This window comes from Saccharibacillus brassicae, assembly GCF_006542275.1.
Classification (GTDB): Bacteria; Bacillota; Bacilli; order Paenibacillales; family Paenibacillaceae; genus Saccharibacillus; species Saccharibacillus brassicae.
Map to the genome: position 1 here is coordinate 4,134,610 of NZ_CP041217.1, position 17,644 is coordinate 4,152,253.

13 protein-coding genes are annotated in these 17,644 nt (G+C 59.4%); 11 read left to right on the forward strand and 2 right to left on the reverse strand.

Going from position 1 to position 17,644, the window contains the following annotated elements; translation table 11 throughout:
- The first annotated feature begins 38 nt into the window (after positions 1-38).
- The 7 genes from FFV09_RS17160 to FFV09_RS17190 all read left to right on the forward strand — a co-directional run bounded on the left by FFV09_RS17160 (position 39) and on the right by FFV09_RS17190 (position 11,466).
- Entirely contained in the window at positions 39-3,392 is a 3,354-nt protein-coding gene (locus FFV09_RS17160; RefSeq protein WP_141448957.1) for a GH36-type glycosyl hydrolase domain-containing protein, read from the forward strand.
- A 99-nt stretch (positions 3,393-3,491) separates the two neighbouring features.
- Complete coding sequence (locus tag FFV09_RS17165) at positions 3,492-4,478, forward strand: LacI family DNA-binding transcriptional regulator (RefSeq protein WP_141448958.1); 987 nt, start codon at positions 3,492-3,494, stop codon at positions 4,476-4,478.
- 247 nt (positions 4,479-4,725) lie between these two features.
- Entirely contained in the window at positions 4,726-6,195 is a 1,470-nt protein-coding gene (locus tag FFV09_RS17170; RefSeq protein ID WP_141448959.1) for a carboxylesterase/lipase family protein, read from the forward strand.
- Between the two features lie 252 nt (positions 6,196-6,447).
- On the forward strand, positions 6,448-8,466 hold the full coding sequence (gene tkt, locus FFV09_RS17175) for a transketolase (protein ID WP_141448960.1): 2,019 nt from the start codon (positions 6,448-6,450) through the stop codon (positions 8,464-8,466).
- Between the two features lie 206 nt (positions 8,467-8,672).
- Positions 8,673-10,028 (forward strand): glucose-6-phosphate isomerase, encoded by a 1,356-nt coding sequence (locus FFV09_RS17180; protein WP_141448961.1) that lies wholly within the window; start codon positions 8,673-8,675, stop codon positions 10,026-10,028.
- A 197-nt stretch (positions 10,029-10,225) separates the two neighbouring features.
- A complete protein-coding gene (locus FFV09_RS17185; RefSeq protein ID WP_141448962.1) occupies positions 10,226-10,858 on the forward strand; it encodes a YigZ family protein in 633 nt (210 codons plus the stop codon).
- 5 nt (positions 10,859-10,863) lie between these two features.
- Positions 10,864-11,466, forward strand: coding sequence for a TetR/AcrR family transcriptional regulator (locus FFV09_RS17190; RefSeq protein WP_141448963.1), 603 nt, complete (start codon positions 10,864-10,866; stop codon positions 11,464-11,466).
- A 110-nt stretch (positions 11,467-11,576) separates the two neighbouring features.
- Here the strand turns inward: FFV09_RS17190 and FFV09_RS17195 are convergent, their stop codons facing one another.
- Positions 11,577-12,512, reverse strand: coding sequence for an Rpn family recombination-promoting nuclease/putative transposase (locus FFV09_RS17195; protein ID WP_141448964.1), 936 nt, complete (start codon positions 12,510-12,512; stop codon positions 11,577-11,579).
- Positions 12,513-12,573: 61 nt separating this feature from the next.
- A complete protein-coding gene (locus tag FFV09_RS17200) occupies positions 12,574-12,975 on the reverse strand; it encodes a secondary thiamine-phosphate synthase enzyme YjbQ (RefSeq protein WP_141448965.1) in 402 nt (133 codons plus the stop codon).
- Positions 12,976-13,211: 236 nt separating this feature from the next.
- Between FFV09_RS17200 and cysT the strand changes: the two genes are divergently transcribed.
- The 4 genes from cysT (at position 13,212) to FFV09_RS17220 (ending at position 17,300) form a co-directional block, all read left to right on the forward strand.
- On the forward strand, positions 13,212-14,045 hold the full coding sequence (cysT, locus tag FFV09_RS17205) for a sulfate ABC transporter permease subunit CysT (protein ID WP_141448966.1): 834 nt from the start codon (positions 13,212-13,214) through the stop codon (positions 14,043-14,045).
- Between the two features lie 2 nt (positions 14,046-14,047).
- A complete protein-coding gene (locus FFV09_RS17210) occupies positions 14,048-14,845 on the forward strand; it encodes a sulfate ABC transporter permease subunit (protein WP_141448967.1) in 798 nt (265 codons plus the stop codon).
- A 1-nt stretch (position 14,846) separates the two neighbouring features.
- Positions 14,847-15,914 carry an ABC transporter ATP-binding protein gene (locus FFV09_RS17215; RefSeq protein WP_141448968.1) on the forward strand — a complete coding sequence of 356 codons (1,068 nt, stop codon included), beginning with the start codon at positions 14,847-14,849 and terminating at the stop codon, positions 15,912-15,914.
- A 78-nt stretch (positions 15,915-15,992) separates the two neighbouring features.
- On the forward strand, positions 15,993-17,300 hold the full coding sequence (locus FFV09_RS17220) for a sulfate ABC transporter substrate-binding protein (protein ID WP_246098369.1): 1,308 nt from the start codon (positions 15,993-15,995) through the stop codon (positions 17,298-17,300).
- The last annotated feature ends 344 nt before the right edge of the window (positions 17,301-17,644 follow it).

A 17,644-nucleotide genomic window follows, 5' to 3' on the forward strand; every position in this document is an offset into this window, starting at 1 on the left:
CAGATAAAAAAACGATGGATATAGGAGTGAACTCATTCATGACGACTCTCGCAAACCCCAATTCGAAATTCAGCGTTCAGGCGGGAAGCCTGAACTTCACCTTCTGGCCGAGCGGCGACCTTTACCGGGCGCTCGGAGGCCAAACGATGCTCAACCAGCTGCTGTCGAGCCCGCTCGACGGTTCGCTCAATAACCTGTACCTGCGGTTCCACCGCGAATCCGGCATCTCGTTCTACCCGCTGCTCGGGATTGCTTCCGGCAGCTCCGTTAGCCGCGGCGCCAAGCGCGTCGTCTGGGAAGGCCGCGCAGAGAACGTCGAATACACCGTCACCTTCACCGTCACGGACCGCGACGTCTGGTTCTGGGACGTGCAGACGCGCGGCGAAGGCGTCAATATCGACGTCGTCTACGGCCAGGACGTCGGCAACGCCGATCCGGGCGCGGTGCGCAGCAACGAAGCTTATCTGTCGCAGTACATCGACCACACGGTGTTCGAAGACGAGAGCAAAGGCTACGTCGTCTGCTCCCGCCAGAACCAACCGCAGGGCGGCGCTTTCCCGTACATGCAGCAGGGTTCGCTGACGCGCGCGGCCGGCTACTCGACCGACGGCTTCCAGTTCTTCGGCAAATCGTACAAAGAAACCAATGTGCCGGAATCGCTGACGCAGGGCAAGCTTGCGAACCGGGTCTACCAATACGAATTCGCCTATACGGCGCTGCAATCCGAATTGGTCGCGTTGAGCGGCGAAGCGCGCTTCGTCTTCTACGGCCTGCACCGCGCCGACCATCCGTCGGCGATCTCGGAGCTTGAATACGCGGGCGACGTGCAGTCCGCCTGGGAAGCGTACGAAGCCGAAGCGGCGGGCGAGCTTTCATCGCTCCCGCCGGTCTCGATCAAAGCGTCGATCGGCGAACCGCTGCAGACGCTCGACCTGACGGAAGACGAAGTGGCGAACCTGTTCCCGAACCGGTACCAGGAAGAACGCGAGAACGGCAAACTGCTCGCTTTCTTCACGGACACGTACGAACATATCGTCCTGAAGGAAAAAGAGCGCCTCGTCGAGCGTCCGCACGGCCATATCCTCATGAGCGGCGGCAACGTGGAATTCGGCGTACCGGTGCTTGCAAGCACGTCTTACATGTACGGCGTGTTCAATTCGCAGGTCGTGCTCGGCAACACCAACTTCAACAAAATGATGAGCAATATGCGCAGCGCGCTTAACGTGCCGAAAACGGCCGGCCAGCGCATCTACGTCGAAGTCGAAGGACAATATCGCCTGCTGACGATGCCGTCGCTGTTCGAGATCGGTTTCAACTACGTGCGCTGGACGTACAAGACCGAAGCCGACACGCTGATCGTCACGGCGTTCACGACCGTGGACAGCCCGGAAGTGCGCCTGAGTGTCAGCTCGCAGAGCGGAACGGCTTACCGCTACCTCGTCACGACGCAGATCACGATGAACGTGAACGAATACGAATTCCCGCTGCATATGACGGAGCAGGGCGGCGTGCTGACGTTTAAGGCCGACACGGCTTCGCTCAGCGCGACTTCGTACCCGAACCTTGCGTTCCGCATGAAGGTCGACGGAGCGACCAGCTCGATCGGCGACGAGACGATGCTGGCCGAAGGAATCGACCCGGGCGACGCTTCGCTCGTGACGCTTGCGATCGAGCCGAGCGCGAACTGGACGCTGACGGTGCAAGGGTCGCTTGACGGCACGGAACTTCCTTTTGCCCAGCGTTCGGTAGAAGAAGAAGCCGTCAAGTACCGTGCTTTCTACAAAGACGTCATGAACGGGTTCAACCTGTCCAAAGACGGCAGCAGCACCAACGAAGAACTGTTCAAAGTCAACGCGCTCGCCTGGTGGTACACGCATAACATGCTCGTCCACTATTCCTCCCCGCACGGCCTGGAACAGTACGGCGGAGCGGCGTGGGGAACGCGCGACGTCTGCCAGGGACCGGTCGAATACTTCATGGCGACGCAGAAATACGGACAGGTCAAAGACATTCTGAAGACCGTCTATTCGCACCAGTACGAAGACGACGGCGCCTGGCCGCAGTGGTTCATGTTCGACAAGTATTTCGCGATCCAGCAGGAAGAAAGCCACGGCGACATCATCGTCTGGCCGCTTAAAGTGCTGGGCGATTATTTGAAAACGACGCGGGACTTCGGCATTTTGTCGGAAAAAGTGCCGTACACGGTCAAGCACGAGTTCGGCTTCACGGAAGACGAACATACGATTCTGGATCATGCCAAAAAGGAAATCGCCTATATCAAAAACAATTTCCTGCACGACACGTTCCTGTCTTCGTACGGCGACGGCGACTGGGACGACACGCTCCAGCCGGCGAACGCGCAGCTCAAGCAGTACATGGTGAGCAGCTGGACGGTCGCGCTGACGTACCAAACGGTCAACGTGCTGTCTTCCGCGCTTGAAGGCGCCGATGCGGCGTTCGCGCAGGAATTGGCCGAGATGGCCGAAGGCATCCGCGCCGACTTCGGACGCTATATGCTGAACACGGACGTCATTCCGGGCTTCGTGTACATGGAAGAAGCGGACAAGCCCAAGCCGATGCTGCATCCGAGCGACACGGAAACGGGCATCTCCTACCGCCTGCTGCCGATGACGCGCAGCATGATCGGGGAACTGCTCACACCCGAACAGGCGCAAGCGCATTACGAACTGATCAAGCGCGAGTTCTACTGCCCGGACGGCGTACGCCTCATGAACCGTCCGGCTCAATACGCGGGCGGCGTCAGCACCCACTTCAAGCGCGCCGAGCAGGCGTCGAACTTCGGCCGCGAGATCGGATTGCAGTACGTGCATGCCCATATCCGCTACGTGGAAGCGATGGCGAAGCTGGGACTTTCCGACGAGACGTGGAACGGCCTCGCGATCATCAATCCGATCGGCATTCAGGACGTCGTGCCGAACGCGGAGCTGCGCCAGAGCAACTCGTACTTCAGCAGCTCGGACGGCAAGTTCAACGACCGGTACGAAGCGCAGGAGCGCTTCGGCGAACTGAAAAGCGGCGACGTGGCCGTCAAGGGCGGATGGAGAATCTATTCCAGCGGTCCCGGAATCTACATGAACCAGCTGATCGGCAACGTGCTCGGCATCCGTCAGGAAGGCGGAGACCTGGTCGTCGATCCGGTTCTGCCGGCTTCGCTTGACGGAATGAACTTCGATTTCAGCTACGACGGCATTCCGGCGACGTTCGTGTACCGCATCGGTACGGACGTATCGGGTGTCGTGAAATTGAACGGCCGGGAAATCGGCGAGCGGGTAGGCGACAACCGCTACCGCGAAGGCGGAATCCGCATCGCGCGGGCCGATTTTGAAGCCGCGGCCGCCAAAGATCGCAACATTATCGAAATTTTCGTGTAATATTATAGAAAAACAACGGGGCGATCTTGACGGATCGCCTTTGTTGTCTGTTATATGGGTATAAGAAGTAAAAGGCAACCAGACAGGGGAGCGAGTGGATTGGTCAGTATCAAGGATATCGCCAAAAAGGCAGGAGTATCGATTTCAACGGTGTCTTACGCGTTAAACGGCAGCAGCAAGGTGACGGACGAGACCAGTTCGCGCATTCTGGCGATCGCCGAGGAACTGCATTACGTGCCGAACGCCGCGGCGCGCACGCTGAAGAAGCGAGAATCCCGCATCATTGGCGTATTCTTGACGGATTTCCGCGGCGACGTGTACGGCGATCTGCTGGACGGGGTCAAGCGCGTGCTCAATCGCGAAGGGTACGACATGATCGTGTGCAGCGGCATGCAATCGCACCGCATGCTGCCCGAGCGAATGATCGACGGCGCGATTATTCTCGATTCGGGATTCGGCAGCGAAGAGATTTTGCGGTACGCGGACCGCGGACACCGGATCGTGGTACTGGACCGCGAATTGATTCATCCGAACATCAACCGCGTGCTGCTCGACAACCAGGCGGGCGCGGAAGCGGCGATGAACCATCTGCTGGACCGCGGACACCGCAATCTCTATGTCGTGACCGGGCCGGAAGATTCGTACGATTCGAATCAACGCCTTGCGGCTGTGCGGCAGATGGCGGAAGCGCGGCCCGACGTCCGCCTGACCGAAATTCGCAGCAATTTCGAGAAGCAGGGCGGCGAAGTCGCGGCGCGGCAGATCGTCGACGAGTACGACGGTCCGGTCGCGGTCTTCTGTCTCAACGACGAGATGGCGGTCGGCATTAGCAATGCGCTGAACGGTACCGAACTCAAAATCGGCGAGCAGGTTCACCTGATCGGCTTCGACAATATCGAGCTCGCCAAATATTTGCAGCCGAGACTTGCGACCGTCGATTATTCGCGGCCCAAATGGGGCGCGGCGGCCGCCGAACACCTGCTCAACATCCTGTCCGGCGATTCCGTCGAACACGAACGGATGCAGGTCCGCCTGATCGAAGGCGGATCGGTCGGTCCGGCGCCTGAGCACCGCCCCGTCGACTGAACGTTTGTCCGGCGCCGCTTTTCGGCCGTGATCCGGCCATGCGCCTGCCGTGCGTCGGCCGTACGCCGATCCTGCGTTTCGGAACCCAAGCGTCTTTCCTTCCGGGGAAAGGCGCTTTTCGTTTGCCGGGATACGCAACTCCGGAGCTTGACCGGAGTGCGAGATTTGAATAGCCCGGCAGCGCTGTGTTTAAATGGAAGCAGCAGGTGAACCTCAGACGAGAGATGCGCGAAAGGCAGGAGAGACAATGGAATATACAGAGATCGTTACGCAACAAGGCACGCTTCGAGGCGCGGTCGTGAACGGGGCCCGTGTATGGAAAGGCATTCCGTACGCCCGGCCGCCGGTAGGCGACCTGCGCTTCCGCGCTCCGCAGCCTGCGGAGGCCTGGGAAGGCGTGCGCGACGCATTGGCATTCGGTCCGATATGCCCGCAGCCCGCTCCGCCGGAAACGTCGTTGTTCGGTTCGAACGCCGTCGAGATGTCGGAAGACTGCCTGCACCTGAACGTATGGGCCCCGGAGCCTGCCGGCTCGGCACTTCCGGTCATGGTCTGGATTCACGGAGGCGCTTTCGTGTCCGGCGCTTCGAGCCTTCCGCTCTATGACGGCACGCAGCTTGCCCTGCGGGGAGACTGCGTCGTCGTCTCCTTGAACTACCGATTGGGAGCGCTCGGCTTCCTGCACGTCTCCCCGCTCGGCGAAGGATTCGATTCCAATACGGGACTGCTCGATCAGGTGTGCGCGCTGGAATGGGTGCGCGCCAACATCGCGGCCTTCGGCGGAGATCCGGACGCCGTGACGCTGTTCGGCGAGTCGGCCGGCGCGATGAGCATCGCCGCGCTGCTGGCGATGCCCGCCGCCCGCGGCCTGTTCCACCGGGCCGTACTGCAAAGCGGAGCCGCCCAATCGATGCCGGCCGCCCAGGCCGAAAGCATCTCGGCCGGCTTCCTGCGCCGGCTCGGCGTGGACGGCGGCAATCTGGAGCGCCTCAAGACGCTCGGCGCCGAAGAGCTGCTTGCGGCCGCCGCCCAAATGGGCAGCGAAGCCGAAAGCGCGGGCGTCACGCTGCCGTTCCAGCCGGCGGTCGAACCGGGCACGCTTCCGGTTGAGCCCCTGCAGGCCGTAGCCGAAGGGTCCGCGGCGGGCATTCCGCTGATCGTCGGGACGAATCGCGACGAAGGCGTATTCTTTTTCCATGACGAATCGCAGGTGATGGCGCCGGAAGCGCTGATCGATACGCTGCGCGCGATGACGGGCCAGGAAGACGTCACCGAATGGCTGAAAGAGTATCCGCCGACGCTTGCGGGACAGGCGGACATGATGACCGACCTGTACTTCTGGCGCTCCGCGCTGGCGTTCGCCGAGGCGCAGTCCCGGCATGCCCCGGTATGGATGTACCGGTTCGACTGGACGCTGCCGGGCCATCCGTTCTTCGGAGCCGCGATGCATGCCGTCGAGATTCCGTTCGTATTCGGCAATCTGGTGCTGCTGCCCCGCATGGGCGTGCGCCTCGAACCGGTTATGCAGAACCTGTCGGACGCGATGCGCGAAGCGTGGCAGGGCTTTGCGAAGGCCGGCGATCCGTCGACCGGCGCGCTGCCGTGGGCGCCTTACGCCGAAGACGGCCGGACCACGATGGTGTTCGGCATGACGGCCGTCCCGGAGAACGATCCGCAGCGGGAGAAGCGCGAGCGGATCTTCGGAGCGGCCCTGTAGCGTTCTTGGGAAAAAGAGAGCCGTGCGGCGCAAAAAGGTTTGGCGCCGCGCGAATACGGGAGCGGCAGTCCGGGTAAAGGAAGATGTAGGCGGAGGGCGCGATCAAGCGTTTCTTTTTTCGCGGCGGCTTCAATTTCCGGCTTTGTGTCGAATCCTATGGAAATGAATATTTCAAAGTGATATACTGGACAACAGGAGTCTTCACAATCCGTCTCCGGTTCTGCCGGAAACGACCGAGGAGGATATTAGAACATGGCTAACAATATTAAAATCGACGATTTGTCGATTGCTACGGTACGGACCCTTTCGATCGACGCGATCGAGAAAGCGAACTCCGGTCACCCGGGCATGCCGATGGGATCGGCGCCGATGGGTTACCAGCTTTTCGCCAAGACAATGAATCACAACCCGTCCAACCCGAACTGGGTGAACCGGGACCGTTTCGTGCTGTCCGCGGGACACGGTTCGATGCTGCTCTACAGCCTGCTGCACCTGTCGGGTTACGATCTGCCGATGGAAGAGATCAAACAGTTCCGCCAATGGGGAAGCAAGACGCCGGGCCACCCGGAATACGGCCATACCGCGGGCGTCGACGCAACGACCGGTCCTCTGGGCCAGGGCGTGGCGATGGCGGTCGGCATGGCAATCGCCGAAGCGCACACCGCTTCCGTCTACAACCAGGCCGATTTCAAGATCATCGACCACTATACGTACGCGATCTGCGGCGACGGCGACCTGATGGAAGGCGTCTCGCATGAAGCGGCTTCGATGGCCGGCCATATGCAGCTCGGCAAACTGATCATGCTGTACGATTCCAACGACATCACGCTGGACGGCGAAGCTTCCCTGTCGCTGACGGACAGCGTCATGAAGAGATTCGAAGGTTACGGCTGGCAGGTTCTGCGCGTCGAAGACGGCAACGACGTCGACGCTCTCGCCAAAGCGATCGAGCAGGGCAAAATGGATACGGGACGTCCGACGCTGATCGAAGTCAAAACGATCATCGGTTACGGCAGCCCGAACAAGCAGGGCAAAGGCGGCCACGCCGGTCCTCACGGATCGCCGCTCGGCTCCGACGAGACCAAGCTGACGAAGGAATTCTACAACTGGGTCTACGAAGAAAACTTCTACGTGCCGGACGAAGTTCGCGAACATTTCGCCAAAGTCAAAGAAAAAGGCGAATTGGCGAACAAAATCTGGGACGACCAGTTCGAGCAGTTCCAGAACCAGAACCCGGAACTGGCCGCTCAATTCCTGATGGCGTTCAATGCCGACCTTCCGATCGGCTGGGACGAAGAACTGCCTAAGTACGCGGCAGGCGACAAAGAAATGTCGACCCGCGTTGCTTCCGGCAAAGCGCTGAACGGCGTCGTGCACCGCATTCCGCAGCTGTTCGGCGGATCGGCCGACCTGGAAAGCTCCACGATGACCCACCTGAACGACATCACCGTGTTCACGCCGCAGGAACGCGCGGGACGCAACATCTACTACGGCGTGCGCGAATTCGGCATGGCCGGAGCGATGAACGGTATCGCCCTGCACGGCGGCATCAAAGTGTTCGGCGGCACGTTCTTCGTGTTCACCGACTACCTGCGTCCGGCGATCCGCCTGGCTTCCCTGATGGGACTGCCGGTCACTTACGTGCTCACGCACGACAGTATCGCCGTAGGCGAAGACGGCCCGACGCACGAACCGATCGAGCAGCTCGCTTCCGTACGCATCATTCCGGGTCTGACGGTGATCCGTCCTGCCGACGGCAACGAGACTTCGGCGGCATGGGCTTACTCGCTGCAAAACAAGAAAAACCCGGTAGCGCTCGTTCTGACCCGTCAAAACCTGCCGATTCTGGAAGGTTCGGTCGAATGCGCATGGGAAGGCGTGGCGCGCGGCGCTTACGTCGTGTCCGACGCGAAGGACGGCAAGCCTGCCGCCCAGATTCTCGCGACCGGTTCCGAAGTGCAGCTGGCTGTCAAAGCGCAAGCCAAGCTGGCCGAAGAAGGCATCCAGGTTCGCGTCGTCAGCATGCCGAGCTGGGATCTGTTCGAACAGCAGGACAAAGCTTACCGCGATTCCGTTATCCTGCCGGAAGTCAAAGCCCGTCTGGCCGTCGAAATGGCGAGCCCGTTCGGTTGGGAACGTTATGTCGGCGATGCCGGCGCGATTCTCGGCATCAACACGTTCGGCGCTTCGGCTCCGGGCGGCAAAGTGATGGAAGAGTACGGATTCACGCCGGAGAACGTCGTGTCCAAAGTCAAGGAACTGCTTAACTAATACAGAACGCATCTCCCGATCCGCCTGACGCTTTGTTGAAGCGGCAGGCACCCGGAGTGCGAAGTTTATCGCCCCTGCGGCGTCCGTGCGAAAGAGCGCATCCGGTGATGGACTCCGGCCGGATGACGACAGGGGCTTTTTTATTCGATAATTTTTATTCGGCAAAACGGTTTGAAGCACGCAAATATTCGAGGAGGTTTTATACGATGGCCAAAAACGTTCATTTCGATTACAGCAAAGCACTGGGTTTCTTCGGACAGCATGAAATCGACTACTTCGCGGAACCGATCAAGCTCGCCCACGAGCAGCTGCATAACAAAACGGGCGTAGGTTCGGATTACCTCGGCTGGATCGACCTGCCGAAAGCGTACGACAAGGAAGAATTCGCCCGGATCAAAAAAGCGGCGGAGAAAATCCAGAGCGATTCCGAAGTGCTGATCGTAATCGGCATCGGCGGTTCGTACCTCGGCGCGCGCGCCGCGATCGAAATGCTGACGAACTCTTTCTACAACGTACAGGACAAATCCCAGCGCAAGACGCCTCAGGTGTTCTTCGCCGGCAACAGCATCAGCTCGACGTACCTGTCGCATCTGCTGCAATTGGTCGAAGGCAAAGACTTCTCCGTTAACGTCATCTCCAAATCCGGCACGACGACGGAACCGGCGATCGCTTTCCGTATTTTCCGTGCGGCGCTTGAGAAAAAATACGGCAAAGAAGAAGCCCGCAAACGCATCTACGCGACGACGGATACCGCGCGCGGCGCGCTCAAGAAGCTGTCGACCGAAGAAGGCTACGAATCGTTCGTTATTCCGGACGACGTGGGCGGACGCTACTCCGTGCTGACAGCTGTCGGCCTGCTGCCGATCGCGGCTGCCGGCGTGGACATCGACGCCATGATGCAGGGCGCGGCAGACGCGTCGGACGAGTTCTCGAACCCGAACGTGGCCGAGAACGAAGCGTACCAGTACGCGGCTGTCCGCAACGCGCTGTACCGTAAAGGCAAAGGCACGGAAATCCTCGTGAACTACGAGCCTTCGCTGCACTTCGTGTCGGAATGGTGGAAGCAGCTGTTCGGCGAAAGCGAAGGCAAAGACTTCAAGGGGATCTACCCGTCTTCCGTCGATTTCTCGACCGACCTGCACTCGATGGGCCAATTCATTCAAGAAGGCAGCCGCAACATCTTCGAGACGGTCATTCAGGTAGAGAACGTGTCCGAGCAGATCACGATCGAAGAAGATGCGGACGATCTGGACGGCCTGAACTTCCTCGCAGGCCAAACGATGGACTTCGTCAACAAAAAAGCGTTCCAGGGCACGATGCTTGCGCATACGGACGGACAAGTGCCGAACCTGATCGTCAACATCAAAGATTTCAGCCCGTATACGTTCGGCTACCTCGTCTACTTCTTCGAGAAAGCGTGCGGCATCAGCGGCTACCTGCTGGGCGTGAACCCGTTCGATCAGCCGGGCGTCGAAGCGTACAAGAAAAACATGTTCGCGCTGCTCGGCAAACCGGGCTTCGAAAAAGAAAAAGCGGAATTGGAATCGCGCCTGTCCGAATAATTATGCGGAATAATTCTGACATCAATCTTTACGGCAACGTGAATTCCTGTTTTAATAAGAGAATAACCACCGGTTAATTCGCTTCGGCGGTTCACCGGAACCCACAGAGGAAAGCAGTTCACCCGCGTGCATCGCGTTTATGGCGTATGCAGAAGATGGGGAACTGCTTTCTACTATAAGGAAGGTTCGAATCATCCATGTTGGAACGTTACAAGACGGTCAGACAAGAAGGGCAGCAAGAAATCGTGATTCGCAAGTCGCGTTTTATCGGTCATATTCGTCCTGTCGAGAATGAAGAAGAAGCGAACGCTTTTATTAACGAAATCAAAAAGCTTCATCGCGGCGCTACCCACAACTGCTCGGCTTATCTGCTCGGCGAGCGCGATGAAATTCAAAAGCAGTCCGACGACGGAGAACCGAGCGGAACGGCGGGCAAGCCTATTTTGGAAGTGCTCAAAAACCGGGGACTGAAAAACGTGGCGGTCGTCGTCACCCGTTACTTCGGCGGCATCATGCTCGGCGCCGGAGGTTTGATCCGGGCTTATGCGGACGGTGCCGTGGCGGCGGTCGAAGCCGGCGACGAGATTACGCGCGTGCTGCATACGCAGGTATTCGTCACGCTGGACTATACGTGGCACGGCAAAGTCGAGAACGAACTGCGAAGCCGCGAAGTGCGGACAGGCGAGACGCAGTTCACGGATAAAGTGACCGTTCTTTGCTTGCCGCCTGCGGGCGAAGCCGAGCCGTTCGTCTCCTGGATGACGGATCTGACGCAGGGTCAGGCCGACATCGCGAAAGGGGACTCCGTTTACTACATCGAAGGGGAATAACGACTATGGCGAGAAGAGCAGTAGAGCAGGAGTTGTCGCGGGAGCGAATCCTTGAGGCGGCCAGACATTTGTTCATCACCAAAGGATACCGGGCCATTTCCATGCGCAGTATCGGACAGCATCTGGGCTACAGCCACGGTTCGCTTTACTATCATTTCAAAGAAAAAGCGGAACTGTTTTACGCCATCGTGATCGAAGATTTCGGGTATTTGTCGAGCTGCCTGAACGGCGTGATGAGCGGTCCGGAGATCGACGAATTCACGCGCACCGAGCTTTTGCTGCTGGAATTTATCCGTTTCGGCCTGGAGCATCCGCATCAGTACGAGATCATGTTCATGACGCGCGACGAAGAACTGCTGGCTTACTGCCGCAGCGAACAGAGCCGGTGCCTGGACTTGTTCGCTTCCATCGTACGCGGACACTTGAGCGAAGGGCTGCATACGGAAGACTCGCTCAAGAGCATTCCGCTCAGCCTGTTCCTGTCCGCGCACGGATTCGTCTCGTACTACATTCAGGAAAAAGCGACCTTCGAAGAAATTCGGCCGGCAGCCGTTAATCATGTGCGCAATTTGTGCGCCCACCTGCATCTGCCTGCTTCAAGGCTGTGAACGATTAACAAAAGAACGCTTCGCTGCGTCGTTGCGAAAAAGAAAGAGCCTTTATCCCTTGGATAAAGGCTCTTTTTGTTTGCCAAATCGCAGTAGTAGGCGCCGTATCGTTAGGGCTCGCTTCGCAGGCGCTCGACCTGTTCGAGCGTCAGGCCTGTCGCTTCGGCCGCTTCCTCCGGCTGCAGTCCCATCTTGAGCAGCCGCCGGGCCGTGTCTTCGATGCCTTTTTGCACGCCCTGCTCGATACCTTGCTCGATGCCTTTTTGCACGCCCTGCTCGATGCCCTGCTCGATGCCTTTTGCCATTCCCGCCTTGAATCCGTAGATCTCCGCATTTTTGGCCGCATCCATCATGGATGCCTGATCGCGCAGAAACTTCTGGCGGTCTTCGTACTCCATTCTCAACTTCTTATCCTGACTCAGAAACTCCAGAGCCGTCATCGCTTTTTTCAGTTTCGGTTCGTTCATGGTCAGCACCTCCCATTGATTCGGATCGACGCCCTTGAGAAACAACAGCCAGTTCGCCAGTCCGCCTTCTTTTATATCGACCGTATGCGCTTCAAGCTTGGGCAGTTCAAGAAAATGCACTTCGATATCGTCGGTCAAAGGAATGCCGGTTCGATCTTCGCGAAGATGGAACACGCTGTGATACAGGGCGTTCGGCAGCAAAGCGAAGTTGACGATATTGATCGTCACGCAGCGCTTGAGCGATGCGTAGGATTGCCCTTCCACAAGTTGGCCGCCGTACTGTTTGCTCCAGTAGAAAAGCGTTCTTTTCTCCATGTCGTACCGGTTGAACAGCTGCATCTCCACGTTGATGAGTTCGCCTTCGGTCGTGCGCGCACGGATGTCCAGAATCGATTGTTTGTCGCTGGGCGAATCTTTGTCGGTATACGGATTGAGCAGCAGGATTTCGCGCAGCGGAGGCTGTCCGGATTCGGTAAACGTTCGATTGAGAAAAGCAAGCAGCACATCCCGGTTCTCTTCGCTTCCGAAAATACGTTTGAACAAAAAATCGTTGCGCGGATCGAGCAGTTCCAAAGGCATCAGCTCCGTTTTCTTTTTATTATAAAAGAAAGGGCGGGGCAGGGATATGGAGAGTTTGAGGCTAACCTTCCATAATTTTCACTTTGAACGTTCGCGAGCGGGGACCGTCGAATTCGCAGAAATAGATGCCCTGCCACGTGCCGAGCAGCAGCCTGCCTTTTTCCACGATGATCGTCTGCGACGAACCGCACGTAATCGCTTTGAGATGCGCGGCGGTATTGCCTTCGGCGTGGCGGTATTTGGGATGTTCCCACGGATACACTTCGTCGAGGATCATCAGGATGTCGCGCTTCACGTCGGGATCGGCGTTTTCGTTAATAGCGATGCCGGCGGTCGTGTGCGGGCAGTAGACCATGGCGATCCCGTTCGTCACGCCGCTTTGGCGCACCAGTTCTTTGACCCGCGGCGTAATATCGACGATCTCGTCCCGGCGGGACGTGGACAGTTCAAATGTATGCAGCATAAGCATAACCTCCTTGGATAAGCGGATTTGCGCCGACGCGCTTCGTCTACCCTTTATATACCCGGCAATCGTTTGCCTGTTTGCCCTGGCGTTTATTTCCTTTTGGTAAAAAGGTGATTGACGCTGGTCGTTAACCCTGTTACATTATGCAGTAAGTTAAACCGAGTAGACTAATGGGAATAATGCGATGAAGCTTTTCCGGCGTACGAGATCCTCAAGGCGCCGGCCGCTTCAAAATGGAGGAATATCCGGTGCAAACGTCATGGCTGCGTCACAAAGGCTGGACCTACGGTTTTCGCACGACGGTCCTGCTGTATTTCGTCGTATTGATCGTGCTTCCGATCGCGGGCGTCTACGTCTATGCGTTCACCGACGGCTGGGCGCCGTTCTGGGAAAGCATCGCCGATCCAATCGCCTGGAAAGCGGTGCTGCTCACGCTGGGACTCGCGCTGATCGCGACGATCATCAACGTGCTGTTGGGCACGATGATCGCCTGGGTGCTCGTCCGCTACCGGTTCCACGGACGGGCGATCCTGAACAGTCTCGTGGACCTGCCGTTCGCGCTGCCGACCGCGGTCGGCGGACTGATGATCCTGCTGCTGCTCGGTCCGAACAGTTGGGTCGGCGGCATCGCGGAGAAGCTTGGCTTTACGATCGTATTTCACCAGCCGGCAATCGTAATCGCGATGGTGTTCGTGACGTTTCCGTTCGTGATCCGCGCGATTCAGCCGCTGCTCGAAGAGATGGACGCTTCGGCCGAAGAAGCTTCGTATACGCTCGGAGCGTCGCGCGCGGCGACCTTTTTCCGGGTCATCCTGCCGCAGATCGCGCCGGGCATCGTGGGAGGCGCCATGCTGGCCTTCTCGCGCGCCTTAGCCGAGTTCGGAGCCGTCGTGCTCGTTGCGGGCAATATTCCGGCCAAGACGCTCACCGCTTCCGTGTTCATCTACGGGGAAGTGGAGAGCGACAACAATCTCGGCGCGGCCGCCGTATCGGTGCTGCTGCTGACGCTGTCGCTGCTCATCCTTTGGTTCATTAACAGGGTGCAGCGTCGGGGAGGGAGAGCGTGACGATGAGAAAATTGTGGATCCTGCTGACTTATCTCGTGTTCGCCGTCCTGTTGGTCGCACCGCTGGCCAAAATGGTGCAAAGCGCGTTCTCGAACGGCTGGACAGGCTTCGTCGAATCGATCAGCCGGCCCGAAGCGCTGCACGCGCTCATGATGACCGGTCTCGTCGTGCTCTGCGTGACGGTGCTCAACGGCCTCTTCGGCATCATGACCGCGCTCTATCTCGTGCGGGGCAAATGGCTCGGCCGGCGGCTGCGCGGCATCATGAACAGCATCGTCGATCTGCCTTATGCGGTATCTCCCGTGATCGGCGGCCTGATGATCGTGCTGCTGGTCGGACCGGATACGTCGATCGGCGCTTTTTTTGCCAACATCGGGGTCAATATCGTCTATGCCTTCCCGGGCATGGTCATTGCGACGCTGTTCGTGACGTTTCCGCTCATGGTGCGCGAAATTATGCCGGTGCTCGAAGAAATCGGCGACGACCAGGAGCAGGCTTCGGCCACGCTCGGCGCCTACGGCTGGACGACGTTCCGCCGCGTGACCTGGCCGTCGATCCGCTGGGGCGTCGCCTACGGCGCGGTGCTGACGGTCGCGCGTTCGATGGGCGAATTCGGCGCGGTGCTCGTCGTCTCGGGCAATATCATCAACCGGACGCAGACGGCGACGACGCTCGTGTACCAGGACGTGGAAAACTTCAATATCGCGGCGGCCGGCGGGGTGGCGCTGATCTTGGCGGCGTTCTCGGCGGGTCTGCTGCTGCTTATGGAATGGACGAAGAAAAGAAGGGAAGTGCATTAGGATGCAGCATGTGGAGGTTCGCGGACTGGACAAGCATTTTGGCAGTTTTCACGCGGTAAAAGACGTCTCGTTCGATATTCAAAAAGGACATTTGATCGGGCTGCTCGGTCCGAGCGGCGGCGGCAAAACGTCTATCCTGCGCATGCTGGCGGGATTGGAAAGCCCCGATGCCGGCGAGATTCTGTTCCACGGCAAACGGGTCAACGCCCTGCCGCCGCAGGAGCGCGGAATCGGCTTCGTGTTCCAGAACTACGCGCTGTTCAAGCATATGACGGTGCAGGAAAATATCGCGTACGGCCTCAAAGTGCAAAAAGCGTCCAAAACGCAAATCCGCGAGCGGGTCGCGGAATTGGTCGAGCTGACCGGACTCAAAGGCTTCGAGCAGCGGTATCCGCAGCAGCTGTCGGGCGGACAGCGCCAGCGGGTCGCTTTTGCACGCGCGCTTGCGCCGGAGCCCCAACTGCTGCTGCTCGACGAGCCGTTCGCGGCGATCGACGCCAAGATCCGGCAGGAGCTGCGTTCGTGGCTGCGCGAGCTGATCGAGCGCGTCGGCATCACGTCGATTTTCGTCACGCACGACCAGGACGAAGCGATCGAAGTCGCGGACGAGATCATGGTCATCAGCCAGGGGCAGGTCGAGCAAAAAGGCACGCCGTGGGACATCTACAAAGAGCCGGCCACGCCGTTCGTCGCTTCGTTTATCGGCGAATCGACGCAGATCGAGCATGCGGTCAGGCTGCACGGATTCGATCTGGCCGCCCAGACGAGCGGCACGCGCGCGCTGATCCGTCCCGAATACGTCGAAGTCGGCCGTCCGAGCGAATTTGCGCTGCTGTCGGCGACGGAAGAAGGCGTCGTGCGCCATTTGCATTTCCGCGGCAGCCAGTGGCTGGTCGAGGTGCAGGTCGGCGAGCAGCGCCTGATCACGTACCGTTCGCTGGAGAAAGAACCGCTGCAAATCGGCGATCCCGTGCGCGTCATGGTGCACCGCGCCTACCTGTACAACGAGCAGCGCAGCTGGATCGCCGAGAACCGGTACAAAGCCGACCCGATGTCGATGATGATCTGACGGGTCCGGAAGACCATAACGGGCGGCGCAAGCGGAGATCGGGGCCGAAGCCGCATCTTAGACAAGGGTGTGAAGCGGATGAAACGCGAACTTGGACGTGGACAGGGCAGGAACATCCTGCGTGAAAAACTTGCGGCCGGAGGTACGGCGGCGGTGAGCGGATTCGGCGCAGCGGCGGTACAGAGCGGCGGCGAGGCGTCGGCGGCGAGCGAAGCCGGCGCAGCGGCGGATCCGCGCGGACGAAGTACGGCAGCGGCGGTACAGAGCAGCGCAGGTACGGCGGAAGCGAACGTTAGCCGCCCGGCCGGCGACAAGCGCCGCCTGGGCGGTTTGTACAAGCGGCTGCCGGCGCTTGCGGCGTCGCTTGCCCTGCTGGGCGGCCTGCTGGCCGGCTGCGGAGCGCAGGGCCCTTCGGCCGAAGCCGGGGACGGCGGGGCGCCGCAGGGCGACGTGACGCTCGTGATCGGCGCCTACAGCGTCGTCAAAGATTCCGTGCAGGACATCATCCCTCTTTTTCAGCAAAAATGGAAAGCGGAAACGGGGCAGACGGTGACGTTCGAGGAATCGTACGAAGCGTCCGGCACACAGGCGCGCGCGATTGTCGGCGGGTTCGAAGCGGACGTCACGCTGCTGTCGCTCGAAGGCGATATCGACAAGCTGACGAAAGCCGGGCTCGTGAACGAGAATTGGAAGGACAAGCCGGCAAAAGGCATGATTACCCGTTCCGTCGCCGTCATCGGCACGCGGGAAGGGAATCCGCTCGGCATTCGCAGCTTCGCCGATCTGGCGAAGCCCGGCGTCAAAGTGCTGTACCCGAATCCGAAGACGTCGGGCGGCGCCCAGTGGGACATCAACGCGATCTACGGCGCGGGCCTCAAAGAGTCGGAGCGCGAGACGGGCCGGAAAGATCCGGCTTTTGCCAAAGCGTTCCTGCAGTCGGTCCACGCGAATATCGAATCGCTCGACAAAAGCGGCCGCGCTTCGATGGCGGCGTTCGAATACGGCGTCGGCGACGCGCTCGTGACCTACGAGAACGAGCTGGTCGCCCGCATCAAGCAGGGCGCGACCTACGAAGTGGTCGTGCCGGACGATACGATCCTGATCGAGAACCCCGCCGCCGTCGTCGACGAGAACGTCGACAAGCACGGTACGCGCGACGCCGCCGAAGCGTTCCTCGACTTCCTCTGGTCGCCTCAGGCGCAGCGCGTGTTCGCCGAGAACGGATTCCGGCCGACGGAATCTTCCGTCTATGCGGAGTTCAAAGCGGATTACCCGGAGCCGCCGGGACTGTTCGATATTGGCTATCTCGGCGGGTGGAGCGAAGTGAGGGAGAAGCTGTATTCGAAGCGGGGGGTGTGGTATGAGGTATTGGCGGGGGTTCGCTGATTTCGATTGTCGCTCCGGGTCGTTTTCCTCCTCTTTGATTGGAATAAGGAATTAGAGGAAGAGGAGGAAAGCCGAAAGTCGCTCCAATTCGAAATCAGCTCACCCGTTTCGGGGAGGGCGGAAGGGCAAGTTCAAGAGCCCGAGTTCAAGGGAGGGCTGGCGTGCCGCGGCGCCAAGGGCAAGTTCAAGAGCCCGAGTTCAAGGGAGGGCTGGCGTGCCGCAGCGCCAAGGGCAAGTTCAAGAGCCCGAGTTCAAGGGAGGGCTGGCGTGCCGCAGCGCCAAGGGCAAGTTCAAGAGCCCGAGTTCAAGGGAGGGCTGGCGTGCCGCAGCGCCAAGGGCAAGTT

Bases quoted from the DNA above. Each gene is read 5' to 3' on its own strand.
- FFV09_RS17200 (WP_141448965.1), bottom strand. From the start codon at position 12,975: ATGCTGCATACATTTGAACTGTCCACGTCCCGCCGGGACGAGATCGTC.
- FFV09_RS17185 (WP_141448962.1), top strand. From the start codon at position 10,226: ATGTTGGAACGTTACAAGACGGTCAGACAAGAAGGGCAGCAAGAAATC.
- cysT (WP_141448966.1), top strand. From the start codon at position 13,212: ATGGAGGAATATCCGGTGCAAACGTCATGGCTGCGTCACAAAGGCTGG.
- FFV09_RS17160 (WP_141448957.1), top strand. From the start codon at position 39: ATGACGACTCTCGCAAACCCCAATTCGAAATTCAGCGTTCAGGCGGGA.
- FFV09_RS17210 (WP_141448967.1), top strand. From the start codon at position 14,048: ATGAGAAAATTGTGGATCCTGCTGACTTATCTCGTGTTCGCCGTCCTG.
- FFV09_RS17190 (WP_141448963.1), top strand. From the start codon at position 10,864: ATGGCGAGAAGAGCAGTAGAGCAGGAGTTGTCGCGGGAGCGAATCCTT.
- FFV09_RS17215 (WP_141448968.1), top strand. From the start codon at position 14,847: ATGCAGCATGTGGAGGTTCGCGGACTGGACAAGCATTTTGGCAGTTTT.
- FFV09_RS17170 (WP_141448959.1), top strand. From the start codon at position 4,726: ATGGAATATACAGAGATCGTTACGCAACAAGGCACGCTTCGAGGCGCG.
- FFV09_RS17195 (WP_141448964.1), bottom strand. From the start codon at position 12,512: ATGCCTTTGGAACTGCTCGATCCGCGCAACGATTTTTTGTTCAAACGT.
- tkt (WP_141448960.1), top strand. From the start codon at position 6,448: ATGGCTAACAATATTAAAATCGACGATTTGTCGATTGCTACGGTACGG.
- FFV09_RS17180 (WP_141448961.1), top strand. From the start codon at position 8,673: ATGGCCAAAAACGTTCATTTCGATTACAGCAAAGCACTGGGTTTCTTC.
- FFV09_RS17220 (WP_246098369.1), top strand. From the start codon at position 15,993: ATGAAACGCGAACTTGGACGTGGACAGGGCAGGAACATCCTGCGTGAA.